Origin of the sequence: Chitinophaga pendula, assembly GCF_020386615.1 — a bacterium.
Taxonomy (GTDB): domain Bacteria; phylum Bacteroidota; class Bacteroidia; order Chitinophagales; family Chitinophagaceae; genus Chitinophaga; species Chitinophaga pendula.
Genome location: NZ_CP077769.1, coordinates 2,195,444 through 2,212,825, shown reverse-complemented (window position 1 = coordinate 2,212,825; position 17,382 = coordinate 2,195,444). Strand labels below are relative to the sequence as shown.

General features: G+C 47.2%; 14 protein-coding genes. 1 reads left to right on the top strand and 13 read right to left on the bottom strand.

Features of this window, described 5'->3' with window-relative positions:
• Positions 1-303 precede the first annotated feature (303 nt).
• The 7 genes from KTO58_RS08250 to KTO58_RS08220 form a co-directional block, all read right to left on the bottom strand.
• Positions 304-501, bottom strand: coding sequence for a hypothetical protein (locus tag KTO58_RS08250; RefSeq protein WP_095839837.1), 198 nt, complete (start codon positions 499-501; stop codon positions 304-306).
• A 470-nt stretch (positions 502-971) separates the two neighbouring features.
• Complete coding sequence (locus KTO58_RS08245) at positions 972-1,298, bottom strand: hypothetical protein (protein ID WP_095839838.1); 327 nt, start codon at positions 1,296-1,298, stop codon at positions 972-974.
• 309 nt (positions 1,299-1,607) lie between these two features.
• A complete protein-coding gene (locus KTO58_RS08240) occupies positions 1,608-2,051 on the bottom strand; it encodes a barstar family protein (RefSeq protein ID WP_095839839.1) in 444 nt (147 codons plus the stop codon).
• Positions 2,048-2,446, bottom strand: coding sequence for a guanyl-specific ribonuclease (locus tag KTO58_RS08235; protein WP_095839840.1), 399 nt, complete (start codon positions 2,444-2,446; stop codon positions 2,048-2,050). Before KTO58_RS08235 ends, KTO58_RS08240 begins: the two co-directional genes overlap by 4 nt.
• A gap of 304 nt (positions 2,447-2,750) precedes the next feature.
• Entirely contained in the window at positions 2,751-3,530 is a 780-nt protein-coding gene (locus KTO58_RS08230) for a sensor histidine kinase (RefSeq protein ID WP_095839841.1), read from the bottom strand.
• Positions 3,531-3,933: 403 nt separating this feature from the next.
• Entirely contained in the window at positions 3,934-6,105 is a 2,172-nt protein-coding gene (locus tag KTO58_RS08225; protein ID WP_225860133.1) for an ATP-binding protein, read from the bottom strand.
• A gap of 72 nt (positions 6,106-6,177) precedes the next feature.
• Positions 6,178-6,756: a GNAT family N-acetyltransferase gene (locus KTO58_RS08220; RefSeq protein ID WP_095839843.1), complete on the bottom strand. Its 579-nt coding sequence runs from the start codon at positions 6,754-6,756 to the stop codon at positions 6,178-6,180.
• 739 nt (positions 6,757-7,495) lie between these two features.
• On the opposite strand from KTO58_RS08220, the gene KTO58_RS08215 reads away from it, so the two are divergent.
• Positions 7,496-8,365, top strand: a complete 870-nt coding sequence (locus tag KTO58_RS08215) for a polysaccharide lyase (RefSeq protein ID WP_157753094.1) — start codon at positions 7,496-7,498, stop codon at positions 8,363-8,365.
• A gap of 318 nt (positions 8,366-8,683) precedes the next feature.
• Here KTO58_RS08215 and KTO58_RS08210 read toward each other — a convergent pair whose 3' ends face one another.
• The 6 genes from KTO58_RS08210 to KTO58_RS08185 all read right to left on the bottom strand — a co-directional run bounded on the left by KTO58_RS08210 (position 8,684) and on the right by KTO58_RS08185 (position 17,353).
• Positions 8,684-9,661, bottom strand: coding sequence for a TolB-like translocation protein (locus tag KTO58_RS08210; protein ID WP_095839845.1), 978 nt, complete (start codon positions 9,659-9,661; stop codon positions 8,684-8,686).
• Positions 9,662-9,722: 61 nt separating this feature from the next.
• Positions 9,723-10,547, bottom strand: coding sequence for a helix-turn-helix transcriptional regulator (locus tag KTO58_RS08205; RefSeq protein WP_095839846.1), 825 nt, complete (start codon positions 10,545-10,547; stop codon positions 9,723-9,725).
• A gap of 146 nt (positions 10,548-10,693) precedes the next feature.
• On the bottom strand, positions 10,694-10,870 hold the full coding sequence (locus KTO58_RS08200) for a hypothetical protein (protein ID WP_157753096.1): 177 nt from the start codon (positions 10,868-10,870) through the stop codon (positions 10,694-10,696).
• Positions 10,871-10,992: 122 nt separating this feature from the next.
• Positions 10,993-12,528 carry a S8 family peptidase gene (locus KTO58_RS08195; RefSeq protein WP_095839847.1) on the bottom strand — a complete coding sequence of 512 codons (1,536 nt, stop codon included), beginning with the start codon at positions 12,526-12,528 and terminating at the stop codon, positions 10,993-10,995.
• 632 nt (positions 12,529-13,160) lie between these two features.
• Positions 13,161-15,608, bottom strand: coding sequence for a TonB-dependent receptor domain-containing protein (locus tag KTO58_RS08190; protein ID WP_095839848.1), 2,448 nt, complete (start codon positions 15,606-15,608; stop codon positions 13,161-13,163).
• Between the two features lie 68 nt (positions 15,609-15,676).
• Positions 15,677-17,353, bottom strand: a complete 1,677-nt coding sequence (locus tag KTO58_RS08185) for a cyclic peptide export ABC transporter (RefSeq protein WP_095839849.1) — start codon at positions 17,351-17,353, stop codon at positions 15,677-15,679.
• Between the last annotated feature and the right edge of the window lie 29 nt (positions 17,354-17,382).

The window sequence follows — 17,382 nt, the reverse complement described above, 5'->3', positions numbered from 1 at the left end:
TAAGGTGCGGTTACAAATAATGGGTTTTGCTGGCTCCGATAGTGATGATTTAAAGGTGAATGCATTTCCGGGCGCTTATCAGATAAAACAGGGTTTACATTTTATTTTTTGGCTAATTCTCGTAATTGATGCTATTGTATCCTTTATGAAGATACGTAAAATTCCCTATCCCAATTGTTAAAGTTTGGTGTATGGCACTACAAGAGAATGCCAGTCCTATCCTTGCAGAAGGCAGGACTGGCGGGCCCTTCGGGCGGAAGGGGGATTACTGCGGATGGGCAGCAATGCGTGTGTGAGGATACGTTAGCGTGACCAGCAGCGAGCGATGGAGATGATGCAGGTACAGTATGCGCCGCCGCCGGCATTGCGGCAGGTATCATCGGAGCCGCAGGCCATATCTACGCAGAGGATGGCGCGGGTATTTTTACCACCGCCGTTGATTTGGCCAAGTGCTTCGCGGGACAAGGATTTGGTTTGTTGGAAAAAATGATTCTTTTTCATTGGAATACAAATTAAACATGAGTGATGGTGCTTACTCTTTTCTAAAGGTTTTCAGCGATCCCTTTTTTTCCGGTATATGTTGTTTTATTGCCGGCGGACGGGTTGTAGCGGGCACGGGTATTCCTGCTCCGCTGAGGGAGTGTCTTATCAGACATCCGGGGGACTTACCTTTTGCACGGGATCGCCGGTTGGAGACCGGTGGGATCATACGGGAGATATTTACCGGGGGCGTTGCATTGCTGCGGCTCCGGTGTATCTGTTGGTATCATGATTTGGGTAGATAAACCTGGCGGGGTTTGGGTGGATCATGTGCGTAATTTGCGACGAGCGCAATACGAGATAACGTGTTACTGTGAAAGTAGTAAAAAAGTGGGGGAAATAAAATAGTCTGTGATGAAAAATGGAGATTGATAAGGGACCGTCAGGACGGTTGCCGTGGAGTGGCGTCCTGACGGTGGTATTGGAGGGGGTCAGCTATCGAGTAGCTGGCTGAGGTATCCTATCCTGTTGGCCGTGGTGGATATGACCCGGAAATGGCCTCCTACGGAGATGATACCGGCGGTGACGGAGGCATCGACGAGGATGGAGATGAGTGTTTGGTCAGACATGGAAGCGGATTGGACGAGGTTGGCATCTTCGTCGGTGACGAACAGGTACTGGTACTTTTTGACGGTAAAGATGTTGGAGTTAAGGAAGGAGTGTACCTGTCGGAGGTCCTGGAGGCCGACCCGGAAGGGGGTGGTATGCAGGGCCTGAGCGATTTCGTTAAAGGGAAAAAAATACACGTAATAATTCATTTGCACGAATAGTTTTGGATCAGCAATCAAAATGTAGGATCAACTTGAAAAGCGGGTAATCAATGTGTACGCGACCTTTCCTCCCAATATATGTTATATGTATGATAACAGGGAAATCATGAGGTTATGATGCCAGCAGGTGATGTGCTATGTGGGGATTATGTAATGAGGTAGTGTAACAGTAATTGGTGGTGACGCTGCTGTGGGGCATGCTGTTGTTATCTGCCGGTATATACCGGAAGTTACGGGCGTTACCAGCGGCGTCACCAGGAGTATTATTGTTGTCAGATAGAACGAGGAAGGCGGTGATCAGGCATAAGATTCGTATGCGTATCCACCGACGGCGAGGAGTTCGCGGCTGACATCGTCATCATCGAGGCAGATATAGAATTCTGCTTCTTTTCTGAACGGGTCGTCTGGTTCTCCGTATTGCCATTCTTCGAGTGTATCATGGAAGATGCTGAATACGACGGGCCGTTTATCCTGTTCTTCTGCGAGGAAGGAGGCGGTATACCGGATGTATAGCATGATCCTGGAGGCTGCAATCCAGGAGAGGTCTCTGATCATTTCTTCCAGGCTATCCAGGTTGTGGTGGAAATAGTCTGGGAATGTCAGGATGCGGGCGATCTCCTTGTAAAAATCTGACAGTGTACGGGCATTACGGCCATCCAGCACGGCGATGAAAGTACATGCTTCCAGCGGCATGGGGCTGTCGGGGGTAATGAGCAGGAAAGTTGTAGTTTGGTTTGTCATCGCATTTTTATAAATGAAGCATAATGATCTGCTGTATAGTAGGCGCTGCCGTTGTTTCCTGTGACCAGTCTTCTGGGGCCTCTGTTAACGCCAGGCTGGTATTTGGTGATATCCCATTCTTTATAGCTCACGTTTTTAGGCAACAAACCTTCGCGGTTCTGAAATACGGTACCTCCTTTGAATCCGGCGGGAGGTTGGCCGGTTTTGTCGATAGTTGCCAATGTGGACCATGCTTCCGGCGGTATGCTGGTGGTTGCTTTGGCGGATGTTTGCTCAGTTGTAGCCGCTACAGTGGAATTGTCCTTTGTTACTTGCGAGGAAATATCTTTCCGGCAAGCTATCTGGCACAACGATAATAATAAAAATACGATAGAAAAAGAAAGGATTTTCTTCATTTTTTGGGTGTTTAGAGGTGTAACAATGGGATGAAGGTAAACCTGATATATTAAACGCAGGTTAATAATGGGATAAGGCTTCGTTAATTTGTTGGTTTATATTTTGGGGGGTATATAAAAAAACTGAGGCAGGTAAATACCTGCCCGTTCATGAGTCTTTTTCCTTGTACTGTCGATACAGTCGGGGAAAAAAACATTACCGTGTTGTTTGTTTGACTACCGTTTAGCTCATTAACGGTTAGTCGCATTTATAGGGAACAGTTGCTCAGTGTGCATAGGGATAAAATCTGACAATTATAAGCGTTTACAATAATCTGGTATCGACGTTCCTTTCGTGCAGAGGCAGTAGTACGGTAAAGGTGCTACCGGCTCCCGGGCTGCTGTCTACACTGATCTTTCCCTGCAGTACGCCTACCAGTTTTTTGGTAATAGAAAGGCCGATACCTGTGCCCGGCACTTTTTTATTGAGGCGGCTAAATGGCTGAAAGATCTTTTCCAGGTTTTCTGCGGCGATCCCCTCTCCTTCGTCACTGATCTGCATTGTCCAGTAAGGGTACCTGCGAGACAGGGATATCCGTACGATTTTACCCTTTGGGGAGAATTTAACGGCATTTGTCAGGAGGTTTTGAATGATCTGTTGCAGTTTGTACCTGTCCTCTATGATAAAGGGGGGCATATCGGGTGACAATTGCAAATCGACTTGTACATCTTTACGCCCTATGCTATAGATAGCGAGGATCTCTTCGAATAAGTGCTGGAGATCTATTTCTTCTCTCGCGATATCGTCTACTGCGATCCTGCCGGATTGGGTAAGGCGACGGATATTGCCGGTCTTTTGCACCAATTCAGCGATGAGGTAACTAATACCTTTCTGTAAGGCAGCTGATTGCCCTGGTGACAGTTGGCCATTGCTCTCCTCTAAAAGTTGCATAATACCCTGTAGTCCATCCACGTCCCTACCTATTTCATGGTTCCATTCTCTGACAAATTCCCATGTTGTGATCAGTTCGTGCCGAAGTTCTTCAGTTCTATCCAATACTTTTTGCTTCTTTAGTTTCTCAATATTGTACTCAAAGTCCAGCATATCACAGTATTTATAGTCATGATTGAGGGCCCCTCAGCTAAGTATAGGGACAAATAGAACATGGCGTTACAGGTTATAACAAAGCGTTCTTATTTACTTTTTTGCGGACAATAGGGTTGCTCATATCCTAGGGTCTATGGCACAAAAGTGCGCCATTCGGGTTAAAAAGAAAATAAGTAGATCATAGTAATTTTCCTACGTAAAAATACGTACTACTATTTACAATTAATTAAAAATCAATTATTTATAAAACAACGTAGTCTACTACTACTTTGCCCGTAGTTATCAAAAAAACGGAAAAACGGCGGAGACCGGTGAGTAAATCGGAGCTATAGGAATGATATACCCTAACTATGGGAAAGGTGGACGGGAGGTATAGGAAATGATTGGTTGGAGGCTGGGGTTAATCGTCCCCAGCTTCAAGTTTATTGATGAGTTGCACCTTATTACGGATGGCAACTTTTTCGAAGATGTTTTGTACGTGTTTGGTAACTGTTTTTTCCGAGATGAATAGGGTGGTACCGATGTCTTTGTATTTATGTCCTTCACAGATGAGCCGGGCGATGTCTATTTCCCTTGAGGTAAGGTGGTATCGCTGGCAATTCTGTTCGAAGCGGCTGCCGACACGTGCGGCTGGTGCGGGCACATTTTCAGGTACAGGATCTACTGGTGTGGAGGGTGGTGGCGGTATTTGTCCGAGATTTTTGAGGGCACTGAAGGCGGAGTTGAGTAGCACTTTCCGTTGGCGTTCGGCATTTTCCAGGATGGATGCGATCTTCTGGCTAAGTTCCGGGATGCGGAATGGTTTGCGGATAAAGTCGATGGCCCCCAGTTGGAGGCCCTGGAGCCGGTCGTCGCTGGTATATTTAGCGGAGAGGAAGATAAAGGGGATGTGGTTGTACCTGGCATCTTCGGAGAGGATGGAAGCAAACTTATAGCCATCTACCTTATCCATCATGACGTCGGAGATGATGAGGTGCGGTAGTATGGTGGCTTCCCGGATCTTTTTGAGGGCTTCCTGTCCGTTGAGGGCGACGATAATATTATATTGTGTGCTGAGTTTACGGGTGAGGTATTGGAGCATGGCGAGGTTGTCTTCGACGATCATGAGTGTCTGGTGTTGTTCGTCGAAGGGGGAGTCTTCTACCTGGAAGGTCTCGGGGTAGAGACGGGTATGTTGGTGTACGGCATAGATGGCGGCCTCTTCATTGATGCCGGCCTGGTATATGGGCAGGGAGACTTTCATGGTGGTACCGGTTTTTTTGTCCGGGTTACTTTCGACGGTTATTTTGCCGGCGAGGCCATCGACGATCTGGCGTACGATGGGGAGTCCCAGTCCCATGCCCTGGCTACTTTTTTTCGCGGTATATATCTGGAAGTAGGGTTCGAATATTTTCTGCTGCATATTCCTGGGGATGCCCATTCCTTCATCTTGTACGGAGAAGTGCAGCAGGTCCTCCTCTCCTACCCGGAGGGATACGTGAATGCGGCTATTTTCGCGGGAATAGCGAATGGCGTTTTCGACGAGGTTATTAACGATGCGGTTGATGGCATCGGGGTCGGCTTTGACATGCAGGTCGGGGGTGATATCGGAGGATATGCTGACCTGGCGATGGCTGGCATAGTGCCGGAATAGGACCAGGTTGTCATTGAGCAATTCGCTGAAGTCGGTGACCTGGTCATGATTATAGACATCGAAGCCTTTGGAATAGCGTTCGAGGTCGAAGAAGTTGCTGATATCTTTGGTGAGTTTGTCGATGTTTTTACGGATGACGGTTAGTTCTGTTGTTTCTCCATATTTATCGATATACTCTTCGAGGTAGTTGCTGATGAGCGTAAGCGGTGTTTTTGTTTCGTGGGCGAGGTTGACGAACGTATGTGTTTTTTGTTCGTTCAGTTCTTCGAGTTTGCGGGTACGTTCCTTCACTTTTTCGGTGAGGGTGCTATTGAGTTCCTGAAGTTCATCGTATTCCTGTCGGGATTCGCGGACGGTGCGCCGGATGAACAGGACGGTGATAACTAGGAATCCACCGTTGGTGATGGATACTTCGAGGGCCTGGCTGGCATTAAAGTATGACAAGAGGGTCATGGAGGCCCAAGGGATAACGGCGAGGTATACGGCGAATATTTCTTTCAGTTCGGCTTTGCTTTTATCTTCGCGGTACTTGATCAGGACGGCCTTTGTCAGCGCCCATACGAGGGATATGCTGTACAGGAATGGGATGATGACGCCATACCGGCGGGTCCAACCCAGGTCTTTATTGATGGAGTATCCGATGACGAAGAACAGGAAAAAAGGGAGGATGAGGAACAGGAATATACCGTAGAGAGCATGGAACCTCAGTCTTTTGAGGTTAAATGCTTTGTAGAAGTAATACGGGAAGAAGGAGGCCATGGTGAAGCCTGTTCCGTAAGCGATAATATTCTGTACGACGATGGGAATTGGAATGGCAGGATCGGGAAAGAGCCCGCCTGTGATATTGTACCCCAGTAACAATACCAATAAAATGAGGTACCACAGTCTACTTTTATCCCGTGGTCTTGAAAGGTAATATATCATTTGATATAAGAACATCACCATTTCAATTACCACAAAGAAGAATGTGATAAGATGCATTTCTGTCCCCGGAAATAACATACAATATTCTTATTTGCTTGGTTCTCTTCTCAAAAAGCTCAATTTGTAGCTTAAGGTCAATTCGTTATAGATGTGGAATCCGTGGCGTTGGTACCAGGGAATGTTTCGTTCTGTGGAGGTCTCCAGGCATATGGGTCTTCCCATTGCGTTGCCTACGGCGATGACTTCATTGAGGAGATGGCTGCCAATGCCCTGGTGGGCGTGGGCGGGATCTACTCCGATGAACCAGAGGTAATAGATGGCCTCCTGCGGCAGCAATGCTTTGACTTTGGCTTCGCGGTCCAGTGCTTTTTTGACGTTACCGAGGCCTGTGCAGGAGAAAACCATCTTAGCATCGAGGAGGATGGCTTTAAGATTTGTCTTTTTTTGTTCTGGCAGCATGATGAGCGCGCAGGCATTTTTATCGTCGGAGAGGTATACTTCTCCGAATTGATAGCATAATTCGAAGGAATAGTCCATGAGTGCTGCAATGCGCTTTTCCCGTTTGCTGTCTTGCGGAATGATATAGTTTACGCTTTTGTTGGTGTCAAAGGATTGCCGGAGGATATCAACGATTCGTTTTTTATCATCATAGGATGCTTTGATCATAATCTTATATAGTTTGGGTTTGACTGATTCGTGTTTTGCCGGCTGGTTAGGACGTTGGCATTAAATATCCCTATAATATCAACAACGGTTCTGCGCACTAATATACAGCTTTTTTTTTCGGTGCAAGTTTGTGCCAATGAGGCTATTGTTAAGTTTAGATACGGTATTGCGTAAAAAATTCCCCCCGAAATATTTTGTTTTCTAAACAACTTAGTCTATTTTAGATACAATTGCAATCGAATGTAATTAGATAGTCACAAATTCCACGGCCACATTTATGAATAAATTGTTTCCATTTAGATCTACCGTTTAACTTGGTTATATACCGGGGTCGTTTTACAATATATTTAGTTGATTGTATGACGAGCCGCTGCCCGGCGGTGCTTACATCTGCCGGGTATTTTATGACCCATTTATGCAAACGTTCGCACCAGATTGGAAGACCTATTATTCCAGATTAGAAAAAGAATAGCAGCCCGGCTTTAACAGCTTCTATCAACCGCCCGAAATCGAAACGCTAACAAGTAATTATCAGCCAGTCAATCGTTCACCGTAAATGACAAACATATGAAAACGCTATTGTTACCTCTGCTCAGGGAGTAATTCCGGTATCTTTTATGTCCCTTCAATATTGTGCGTGTCCCTGCGGGGATGTGCTGGTATTGTATTGCCCTAACGCAAATATCTCCACTTACATATTGCTCTCCCAAACATTTCATCACCGTTAATGAAAAACATCATGAAGTCAACATCAAGATTCCTCGTTCACGCCAGCTGGATGCTGGTTACACTCGGTACCCTGGGCACATCCTGTCAGAAGGAGAACGCTGCAGACCCCATAGCCAACACAGAGACAGGTACCGATAGAAGCCCCAATACAGAAGCGATCCCCAGCAGTCTGTCTATTAACTGGAACAATTATGCTACAGGTGCTTACAGCAGTGGTAATGCGGCCAGTGATTTCGGTAATGCCGGAGGCTGGAATCAGTCCCGTTCTTATATTTCCGACGGTACGCTGCGGGTAACCCTGTTAAAAAATGCGCTTTCCGGCGCGGGCGGTCTGATCTCGAATATCGACGTATCAGACGGTACGGAGTATGAGCTGGATTACGACGTGCGTTTCCACAGCCAGTTTGACTGGAGTCGTGGTGGTAAGGTAGGTTTTGGTTTCTCCATAGGAGAAGGTAATACCGGCGGTGATCCCGGATGGGATGGTAATGGCGGTACACTGCGTATGATGTGGTACCAGACCGATGCCGGCCGCGTGTTCTTCCAACCTTACATTTATCATAAGGATCAACCCGGACAGTATGGTGATACTTTTGGCAAGTCTTATCCCTCTTCGGGCAGTATTACCAAAGGTACTACCTATCACGTACATGTATATATTAAAAGTAATACCGGTAGTAACAGGGATGGTCGCGCTCAGATCATCATCAATGGTACTACGGTGCTTGATACAGCGATCCGCTGGACTACCAATGATGCACAGCGTTTGATCAAAAACATGACGTTCCATACGTTCCGTGGTGGCAGCCAGACTTACTGGCAGTCTCCTGTAGACAGCTATATCTACTACGATAACCTGGTATTGCGTAAGATCCGCTAGTCTATGCTTCGCTTTTGAGTTTATGACGAAGGGCTAGTACAGGTTGGATGGGGAGAGTGTATATTATCCCCTGTACTGTCATCACTTGTCGTTCATATACGATCATCTGTCTGATCGGCCCGTTCCGTTATGGAGCGGGCTTTTTTTTGTATAAAAATGGCTGCTGACAGATAACCTGCGTCAGCAGCCATTAACAGACACAAAACTAAAAGGGAGAGAGACCGTTCAGTTTCTCTCTTCATAAAGGTACGAAAAAGAAAAATAATACAATCATTTCTTGTATCAATATTAACTCCTTTTATATAATCGTTGTTGTCTTTAGAAGGCAGAAAAGTTCATATAATAGATATCACCGAGGCCGTTGCCCGGGCGATATAACTGTGTTTGTTTGTACACCCGGAGCGGCACAGGTGCTGATGGGACGGATGCCGGGATACTGCGGGCGCTGCCGAAGAACAGATATTTTCCATCGCGGGTGACTTTGGGGGACCATTCGGAGGCAGAGGTATTGATAGGCGGTGGTAGTTTGCGTGCAGGGGACCATTGTCCGTTCTGGCGGCAGCTGATATAGATATCTCCGTTTCCCAGTCCGTTGGGAATGGTCGCCATAAACAGCAGGTAGCTTTCATCGGGAGCGATGAAGGGTTCGTATTCGTTGCAGGCGGTGTTAACGGCGCTACTGAGGTGTTCACGGACAGTGTATTTTCCATTCACCAGACGGCAGCAATAGATATCTGCGCCCCCCAGGCCTCCTTTTCTGCCGGAGCTGAAGTACAAGGTGCCATCGTCGGTCTGGGTGGGATAGTATTCGCTTTCCGGGCTGTTGATGACCGTATCGAGGTGTACGGGCGCTGACCAGCCTGCGGATGTACGTTCGGTCTTCCAGATGTCCCAATCTGTGCGGATGCTTTCTCCCGGGTGTATAGGTCTGTCGGAGGCGAAGTATAAAGTGTTACCATCTTTGGTGACGAAGGGATCTACATCGGTATATCTGCCGGAGAAGGAGGCGATGACAGGGGCGGTCCATCTTCCTGCTTTTTTATAGGAGACGCAGATGGTGCAGGCGTTGATATCTGGTGTGCATTTGAGGAAGTATAGCGTATCTCCGGAAGGAGAAAAAGCGGGGTGGGTATCGTAGTCGCCGGTACTAATGACACCCGGTTCAAAGAGGGCCGGTTCAAAGAGCACTGCATTGGTGGCAGCAGCGCTCTTTTCCGGCCGGGCATCTGTGCAGGCTGCCAATATAACCGCAGCCAGGCATAAGCACCTATAAGCATGGTTCCGATAACGTATCATGCAGACAATTTAGGTGGAGTTGCAGGCAAGGAGTTTAGATTTCTTGCCAAAATCTTGTGTTTTAGTGATAGCGTTGGTGGTAGCGGGTGGGTGGCACTTTAAATCGCCGGGTGAAAGCGGCTGTGAAATAGTCGGTATTTCCGAATCCTGCTGCATATGCGATATCTGCAATGGGCAGGTGGGTATTACTGATCAGCATTGCCGCATGTTTGAATCGTATTTCCCGGAGGTACTGGTGTGGTGGCAGTCCTGTCATGGTTTTGAACAGGCGGCTCAGGTAAAATGGGCTTACATAGGCATGGCGGGCCAACTGGGCCAGCGAGATATCCTCGGTGAAATGGTTCAGCAGATATTGTTTGGCTCTTTCTATTGCATAGAGGTGTGCATCTTTACCGATATGCGGGATGATGTCTTCATTTGCCGGCTGCAATCCTGTGATGACGAGGCGGAGCAGTTCGAGCACCAGGGTATCTTTTTTCAACTGTTCTCCTTCCCCACCCTGTTGTATCTGTGTGTGCAGGTATTCGATGGCTGCGGTAGCCGGTATTTTATCTGCCAGTATGTTATGCTGCTTAAAAAAAGGGATGTCGCGCAGGTCACAGGTTTCCTGCAAGGACGCATACCATTCCTTACTGAAGTTGAAGACAGTGCAATGGGCTGTGCCGGGCAGCAAGGTGTATTCGTAGTCCGGCTTATCTACGATCAGCTGGCCACTATGCAGTTCGTAGTGACGATGACCGAGTTGCCAGGCTACCCTACCGCTATGTACCAGTACGAAGCAGAAGCAGTCATTGTATGCTTTTGACGGGGAGGTCTGTACTTGTTTATCCAGGCGCCAGTCTTTCAGTTGATACCAGTTATCCGGGTATGTGCTGTCTATATGCATGAGGCCGGAGTGATACTGTTATTAAAGGATGAAGCGCGGTGCATGATATATTGCCGTACCTGCCGGCGATACGAATGTATGGGAATAATCTGGGATAGTAACGCCCGACGGGGGCCGGGCGTTAGGTTGTTAAATACTTTTGTTTTTTACATTATCTCCGGGCCTTGTGGTTGCAGGGAGGTACAATTTTCATGATGGGAGCAAACGGTGGTACAGATGGCGATGCTATCTGTGATTGGTCCCGGGCCGGAGAATGCGGATTGGTTCAGGCGAGCGATCTTGATCTTCTTCAGGGATAGTTTGGCTGTGGTTTTCTTTTTCATAAAGGGATTGGGTTTTAAGGTTGATAAATATGTTACTTACAATTTAGGAAACTTCGGATAAATAGTGAGGGGCATGCGATATCCCTGCATGCCCCTTTTTACTGATCAATGGAAATGATTATTTACTGTCCTACGGCGAGGTCGGCATTTACGTTGCCCCAGCCGAATTTGTTATGTCTGTTCTGACCGAAAGAGGCGGCGCGGCGCATGCGGGCTACGATGCTGTCTCTTGGATAGGTAGGATTTTTGCTCCATACGAGGGCGGCAATACCTGCGCAGCTGGCGGTAGCTACGGAAGATCCTCCTACGGTGGAAGGCACATCGCCGCTCATGGCAGTGGACAGGGGGTTTCTACCGGTAGATGTTTTTTCCATTACTACGGTGAAGGCTACTTCGGGGCCTACGTGACAGTTGCCGCAACGTTCGGTGAGGTTGTCTTTCACACCGGTAACGGCGTATACTTCACTCATGGTGGCGGGGAATATTACGCCTACAAAGCTACCGAAGAATTTGCTGGAGGTACCGGCAGCGCAGAAGATGAGTTTACCCTTGTTATATGCATAGCGGATACCATCTTCGATAGCGCTAAAGTCGAAGATAGTACCCAGGCTCATGCTGACGATCTTTAATGCAGGATCGTTTCCGGCCAGTACATATGCATCGGCTACACCATTCACAGATTCATCTGACAGCAGGACTACGTTTTCGGCGGCGTGAACCATTACGAGGTTGCTGTTGTAGGCGATGCCGGCGGTGTTGCCACTGGTACCGCGGGGGGCAGCCAAAGCACCTGCCATGCTGGTGCCATGTCCACAGAGGTCGTCAGGAGTACCACCTGCGAAGGTCACCAATTTCTGAATGGTACGGCCACTGGAAGCACCCTGGTTGAAGCCAGTGCCGAAGGCATTCTGATTCGGACTAACTCCGGTATCGATGATCATCACCTTAATGCCGGCGCCGGTAGATCGGTTCCATGCCTGTGGGATGTTATGATAGGTATAGTTCCAGGATTGTTTGGCAGCTGGCGTGATGGTAGTATAATCTGAACCAGCGACAAGGCCGTTGAAAGGATCGTTGCTACCACATCCGAAGTTGAGTAAGGAAGAGGCAGCCCGGCTGTTGTCGGAGGATTGTTCTTCCATATACTGGCCGTATCCGATCGGCTCTGCATAGCGTACCAGTTTAGATGCTCTGAGGGCTTTGAGGGTAGCCAGGCTACCAACTTTGACATCTACAATGGGTAACGTTTTACGATCATAGAGCACTGGTGACTGGAGGCGTTGACCGGCGACTTTGCCTTCATTGGTGAGTACGATGTCGAGTACTTCCTGGTGAGCTTGTTTCCAGCTATCGTTGTTCAGATCTATCTGATGGATAGTGCGGGCGAGGTTTTCGTAAGTGGCCGGTTGATATCCAACGGACAATACGCTATCGCCTTGTACGAGTGCGCTCCATACCATTTCATCGCTGGCATTGGCCCATTTAAAATGGCCGGTGGAAGACAGGCTTTGGCGGATGAAGGCATTGATCTGGTCTTTAGGAATGACGGTACCAGGTTGTTCAGTGCCAGGGCGATTGGAGGTGATAGCGGATTGGTCCTTACGGCACGCAGCCAATGCGAGAAGGAATAACCCGGAATACAGTAATCTGGTGTTCATGTGTAGTGTTTAGGGGATGAAGAAAAGTGCTCTTTTTCCTGATCAGTTGTATAGTGGCATAGCAGGGATATTGCTCATTTGTGATTTGCGGAAAAGGTGACGTGAAGTAATTCAGGAGACGGGCCGGAGCCACCAGTGCTCCGGCCATACATGCTCCAATAGATTGGAAAGAAGCGCAACAAGCCGATATTTTATCAGGCCGGGGACTGCACGATAATGCATATTGACCGCACTATTGTGCTGTGACATCACGATGCGCTTGATGAAGGATAACCCGGTAAAGTATTCCCGGTATACGCAGAAAAGCGGACAAATTAAACGATCATCAGGTTCAGGTTAAAACATACGGATAGTTGACACACTTTGCGGACCGGGGTTATATGGTTAAAAGATGGCCCTTGTATGCTGCAGGCTACCAAAGGCTTTTAAGGTCAGGTCAGCGCTACAGGTAATAGATCGCTGATAAAATACTGCATGTTGAAATATGATTATCGTTATGGTGGATCAACGATAATTGCAGTATCCAAGATAGTACAATATTGGGGAATAAAAAATGGATGCTGTACAAAATATGAGCAGCATCCATTTTTATTTATTTACTGTTGCGCTGTTAACAGCTACAGGTAAGGCTTTTATTTATCCTTGTCTTTCATTTTCACGCGTGTCTTTTCGGCTGAATCTTCTTTCTTTTCGGGCTCGGACAATTTCAGGCCGCTATTGAAGCGATAGGTAAAGGTTACTCTTACAGACTGTGTCTGCCATCTGTTGTTAATATACACGTCTACGTTATGATACCGGCTGGTAGCTTCATATTTGTAGAAGCGGAAGATATCGGCACCATAGAGACGGATAGTTGCCTTTCTCTTCATGAAGTCTTTTGACACGCCTACGCTGATAGCACCGGTAGGTTCCTGCACGAAGGTACCATCGATATTGCGAGAGGTATAGATGGCTGCCACTTCTGCTTTCCAGTCTGCCGGAAATTTAACCTGCTGACGGAGGATACCATTGAACGTGTTCTGACTGAGGGAGTAAGGCAATTTATTAATCGTGCCATCGAATTTTCTGTTATTGAATTCTAAATACGCAACGGTTACCAGGTTTTCGCTCAACGGTATCTGTGCATTGACATTGACACCCAGTATACGGCGGGTGCTTAGGTTTTCCGGACGTACATATGATTCTTTGGTATCGGTGTTCTGTTGTACTACTTCCTGGATCACATCAGTGGTTTTGCTATACAGCAAGGTGGTGGTGAGTGCTCCTTCTGCGTACATGTGACTTAGTTCGATGTTGTTGCTATACTGGGGTTTCAGGTAAGGGTTACCTTCTTCGTAGGTATATTGGTCCACGAACAGCCGGAATGGGTTGAGGCTGCGATAGTCGGGGCGCTCGATACGGCGGCTATAGCTTAACACTACTTTATTTTCGGCATCCATGTTGTATCCGATGAAAGCGGATGGGAACCACTGTAAGTATTTGCGATCGAAGGATTGATTACCATTTACCTGGTTGCCTTTCATCTGCATTTGTTCTGCACGCAGACCTGCCTGCAATTCCCACTGTTCCATGGTTTTCTTATAGTTCAGGTAGCCGGCGTATACGTATTCTTTATAGAAGAAGTGGTTACCCAATACATCGTTCCTAATCCAGGAATTGCCTTTAAGGTCGAAGTATTGAGCGTTGTTGTCGGTGTTTACGTGGCTATATTTTGCACCCAGTTCGAGTGCACCGCCTACGCCCAGGGGTCTGGTGTAGTCCGCTTTTACCGTATATATTTTGATAACACCCGGCATATCTGTTCTGAACAATTTGGCATCTTCGGAAGGGTTACCATTACCATCAAAGTAGTAGTTGTTAAACTGCTGGAGATTGGTGGTATTGTAATCCAGGTAAGTTGCATCTAGCTGCAGGGAATGATCTGTAGAGTCGAAGCGATGTGTAAGGGAAACATTTACTTCTTTGTTATCCCATTTACCTTTTGTGGTAGCTGGCGCTACTACTTTTGTCTGTACGGAGCCATCGGGATTTTTGAGCAATGTATTATTATCGGTAGTAGATTCGGAGGGGTTATGGAATCCGCTTACTGCCACACCGAGGGTAGTACGTTCGCTGGCGTAGAAGTCCAGTCCTAGTTTGCCAGTATAGCTCTGGTTCTTATTAGGGGAATAAGAATTCTGGTCGTAGATGGACACGATGTTTTTACCATCATCGGAGCGGAAGTTGCGGCGGATATACATGTCTTCGAATCCTTTTTTCAGGCTATATCCGAGGTCACCGAAGAGATTAATTTTGTTGCTGCGGTAGTTGAAGTTAAAGTTTTCGTTAGTGCCCGGATAGCGTCCCTGCTGGAAGGTTGCTGACACTACGCCTCTGAAGCCGCTGGTATTAGTTTTTTTAGTGCGGATGTTGATCACACCGTTACCAGCTGCATCATATTTAGCGGAAGGGTTTGAGATGATCTCGAGTTGATCGAGCTGACTGGCCTGCATGTTGCGTAGCATAGCAGCCAGGTCGTTTCCACTAAGAAAGGTAGCACGACCATCGATGAATATTTTGATGCCAGGTTTTCCTTTGATGGATATATTTCCCTGGTTATCGACCAATATGCCCGGAGCTTTCTCGAGGACATCCATGGCGGAGCCGCCGGCGGACATGATATCCGCCTCTACGTTCACAACCGTGCGGTCTACGTATTGTTCTATCAGCGGGCGTTTAGCTGCCACTGTTACTCCTTTGAGGTTTTGTTCGCCTGCCTGTAATGTGGCAGGCTGTAAGGTATATGTTGGGGATTGTAAAGTAAATTCGGGGAGGTAGGTATCTTTATACCCAATATAGGTAAGGCTGACGAAATAGTTGCCATAGGCGATCTGTTCGAAGCTGAAGGCACCTTTATCATCGGAGAGCGCTGCCTTTACGATAGCAGAGTCCGTAGTCCGTTTTAGCAGTACGGTGGCGGCTACGACGGGTTGCCGGGAAGCGTCCTGCACCTGACCGGTGATCTGTCCTGTCTGTGTTTGCGCATAAGTTGTACAGATGCTCAGAAACAGCAGCATTGCACAAATGAATGTTGTTTTCATCAGTTGGATTCTTTTGATAAGCTCGGGGCACTCCTGTGTACCCTTCAGGTGATTAACGGATACTATTATTAGTTGTGGTTCATTGAAATGGCGTTCTGTACGGCAGGCTTAGCATGCGTATCACTGACGATCTGGCCGTAATCAAATTTGATCAGGCGTTCACCGCAATCGAAGTAGGCATCGTCATGCGTCACAACGATCACCGTCTTTCCCATTTCCTTTAGTTCGGGGATAATCTTTTTGTAGAAGAAGGCACGGAACACGGGGTCTTGTTCTGCCGCCCATTCATCCATTACCATGACATCTTTATCTTCCAGCAAGGCGTATATGAGCGCCAGGCGTTTTTGTTGTCCTTTGGAGAGGTCTGCCCTGATAGATTTGCGTTCTGCATCGAAGGATATTACGTCTTGCAATTCCATTTTGCGGATCAGGTACATGAGTCGTTCGTTGTTGGGATCGAGATCGAGGTTGCTATAGTTTTCTGCGAAGAGGCAGTTATCCGTAAATATAGCAGCGATGCGATCACGATATCCGGGGTAGGTATTCTCTCCTACCGGGTTTTCGTTGAGATAAATGGAGCCGCTGTGTGGGATGTATAATCCTGTGAGAAGATTGACGAAGGTACTTTTACCGCTACCGTTACCACCTGTAATGAAGATGCTTTCTCCTTTTTTTATTTCTATGCTCAGTGGTTTGAGGCGGAAAGTCTGCGCGCGTTTGGTATCGTAGTATTCGTAGGTTACACTTTCGAAGCGGATGCTTTCGAATTCACCGCTCATAGTTTTCACATCGCCATGGCCTATTTCGATTGCTTTAGAGGCATTAATGCGCTGGTGGAATTCCTGCAGGCGTTCTACAGCGATCTGCATCAAGGTGAATTCGCGGATCTGTCCGACAGCGATACCGATAGGTCCCATGAGGTAGAGCAATGTTACGATGAAGCTGCTGCTTACTACGGCACCGGTACCTAATAATAAGGGCAGTAAAAAGATGATGGCACCTATCAGCATATAGAACACGTAGTTACCCATCAATTCATTACCCATATAACTGATCATGGTCTTTACCGTCAGGTGTCTTACGCGATCGCGGTTGGTGGTGATATGATCATAATAGAGGGAGTCGCTTTTGCGGATGCTCATTTTTACTTCTTTGAAACCTTTAAGGAAGTCATTCACACTTTGCTGATATACGTTAGCCAGGTCTCTCACCGTGTTAAGGTCGCGTTGTATAGCGATATTGCGGATATAGTACAAAGCACCCAGCAGTATCAACACCCCTGAGATCACGAGTGCCCCCAGCAAATTGACAAATAAGAGGTAGGTGACCCCTACCAGTATCATCACCCCAGCATTGAAGGCTTCGATGAATATCTGTGGGAAACGTTGTAAAGTGGTTACGTCTGCGGTGGCGGTACGTACTTTATCTTCGCCCAGACTTACATACTCTTCATAGTTGGTGAAACGTAGTTTTTCAAATATGGAGAGACCGAGGTCATTACCCAGCTCATAGGTCAATTTAATGGTATAGGACTGGAAATATACAGATGTGATGAATGAGGCAATTATGAGGCCTACATAGATCTGCCAGTCATATCCATTTACAAAGGGCAGTGGTGTACCTGATACTTTGCTATTGATGAGCAACAGCAAAGCACTGGACCAGATACTGTTGACCAGTCCCAGGAGCAGAAGCAGGACATAAAACAATTTGGATTTTCTCTGCAACAAACTTAGCAAGTTCATACTATTGGATTCAAGAGATTAGATAATTA

Bases quoted from the DNA above. Each gene is read 5' to 3' on its own strand.
- KTO58_RS08250 (WP_095839837.1), bottom strand. From the start codon at position 501: ATGAAAAAGAATCATTTTTTCCAACAAACCAAATCCTTGTCCCGCGAA.
- KTO58_RS08245 (WP_095839838.1), bottom strand. From the start codon at position 1,298: ATGAATTATTACGTGTATTTTTTTCCCTTTAACGAAATCGCTCAGGCC.
- KTO58_RS08240 (WP_095839839.1), bottom strand. From the start codon at position 2,051: ATGACAAACCAAACTACAACTTTCCTGCTCATTACCCCCGACAGCCCC.
- KTO58_RS08235 (WP_095839840.1), bottom strand. From the start codon at position 2,446: ATGAAGAAAATCCTTTCTTTTTCTATCGTATTTTTATTATTATCGTTG.
- KTO58_RS08230 (WP_095839841.1), bottom strand. From the start codon at position 3,530: ATGCTGGACTTTGAGTACAATATTGAGAAACTAAAGAAGCAAAAAGTA.
- KTO58_RS08225 (WP_225860133.1), bottom strand. From the start codon at position 6,105: ATGTTCTTATATCAAATGATATATTACCTTTCAAGACCACGGGATAAA.
- KTO58_RS08220 (WP_095839843.1), bottom strand. From the start codon at position 6,756: ATGATCAAAGCATCCTATGATGATAAAAAACGAATCGTTGATATCCTC.
- KTO58_RS08215 (WP_157753094.1), top strand. From the start codon at position 7,496: ATGAAGTCAACATCAAGATTCCTCGTTCACGCCAGCTGGATGCTGGTT.
- KTO58_RS08210 (WP_095839845.1), bottom strand. From the start codon at position 9,661: ATGATACGTTATCGGAACCATGCTTATAGGTGCTTATGCCTGGCTGCG.
- KTO58_RS08205 (WP_095839846.1), bottom strand. From the start codon at position 10,547: ATGCATATAGACAGCACATACCCGGATAACTGGTATCAACTGAAAGAC.
- KTO58_RS08200 (WP_157753096.1), bottom strand. From the start codon at position 10,870: ATGAAAAAGAAAACCACAGCCAAACTATCCCTGAAGAAGATCAAGATC.
- KTO58_RS08195 (WP_095839847.1), bottom strand. From the start codon at position 12,528: ATGAACACCAGATTACTGTATTCCGGGTTATTCCTTCTCGCATTGGCT.
- KTO58_RS08190 (WP_095839848.1), bottom strand. From the start codon at position 15,608: ATGAAAACAACATTCATTTGTGCAATGCTGCTGTTTCTGAGCATCTGT.
- KTO58_RS08185 (WP_095839849.1), bottom strand. From the start codon at position 17,353: ATGAACTTGCTAAGTTTGTTGCAGAGAAAATCCAAATTGTTTTATGTC.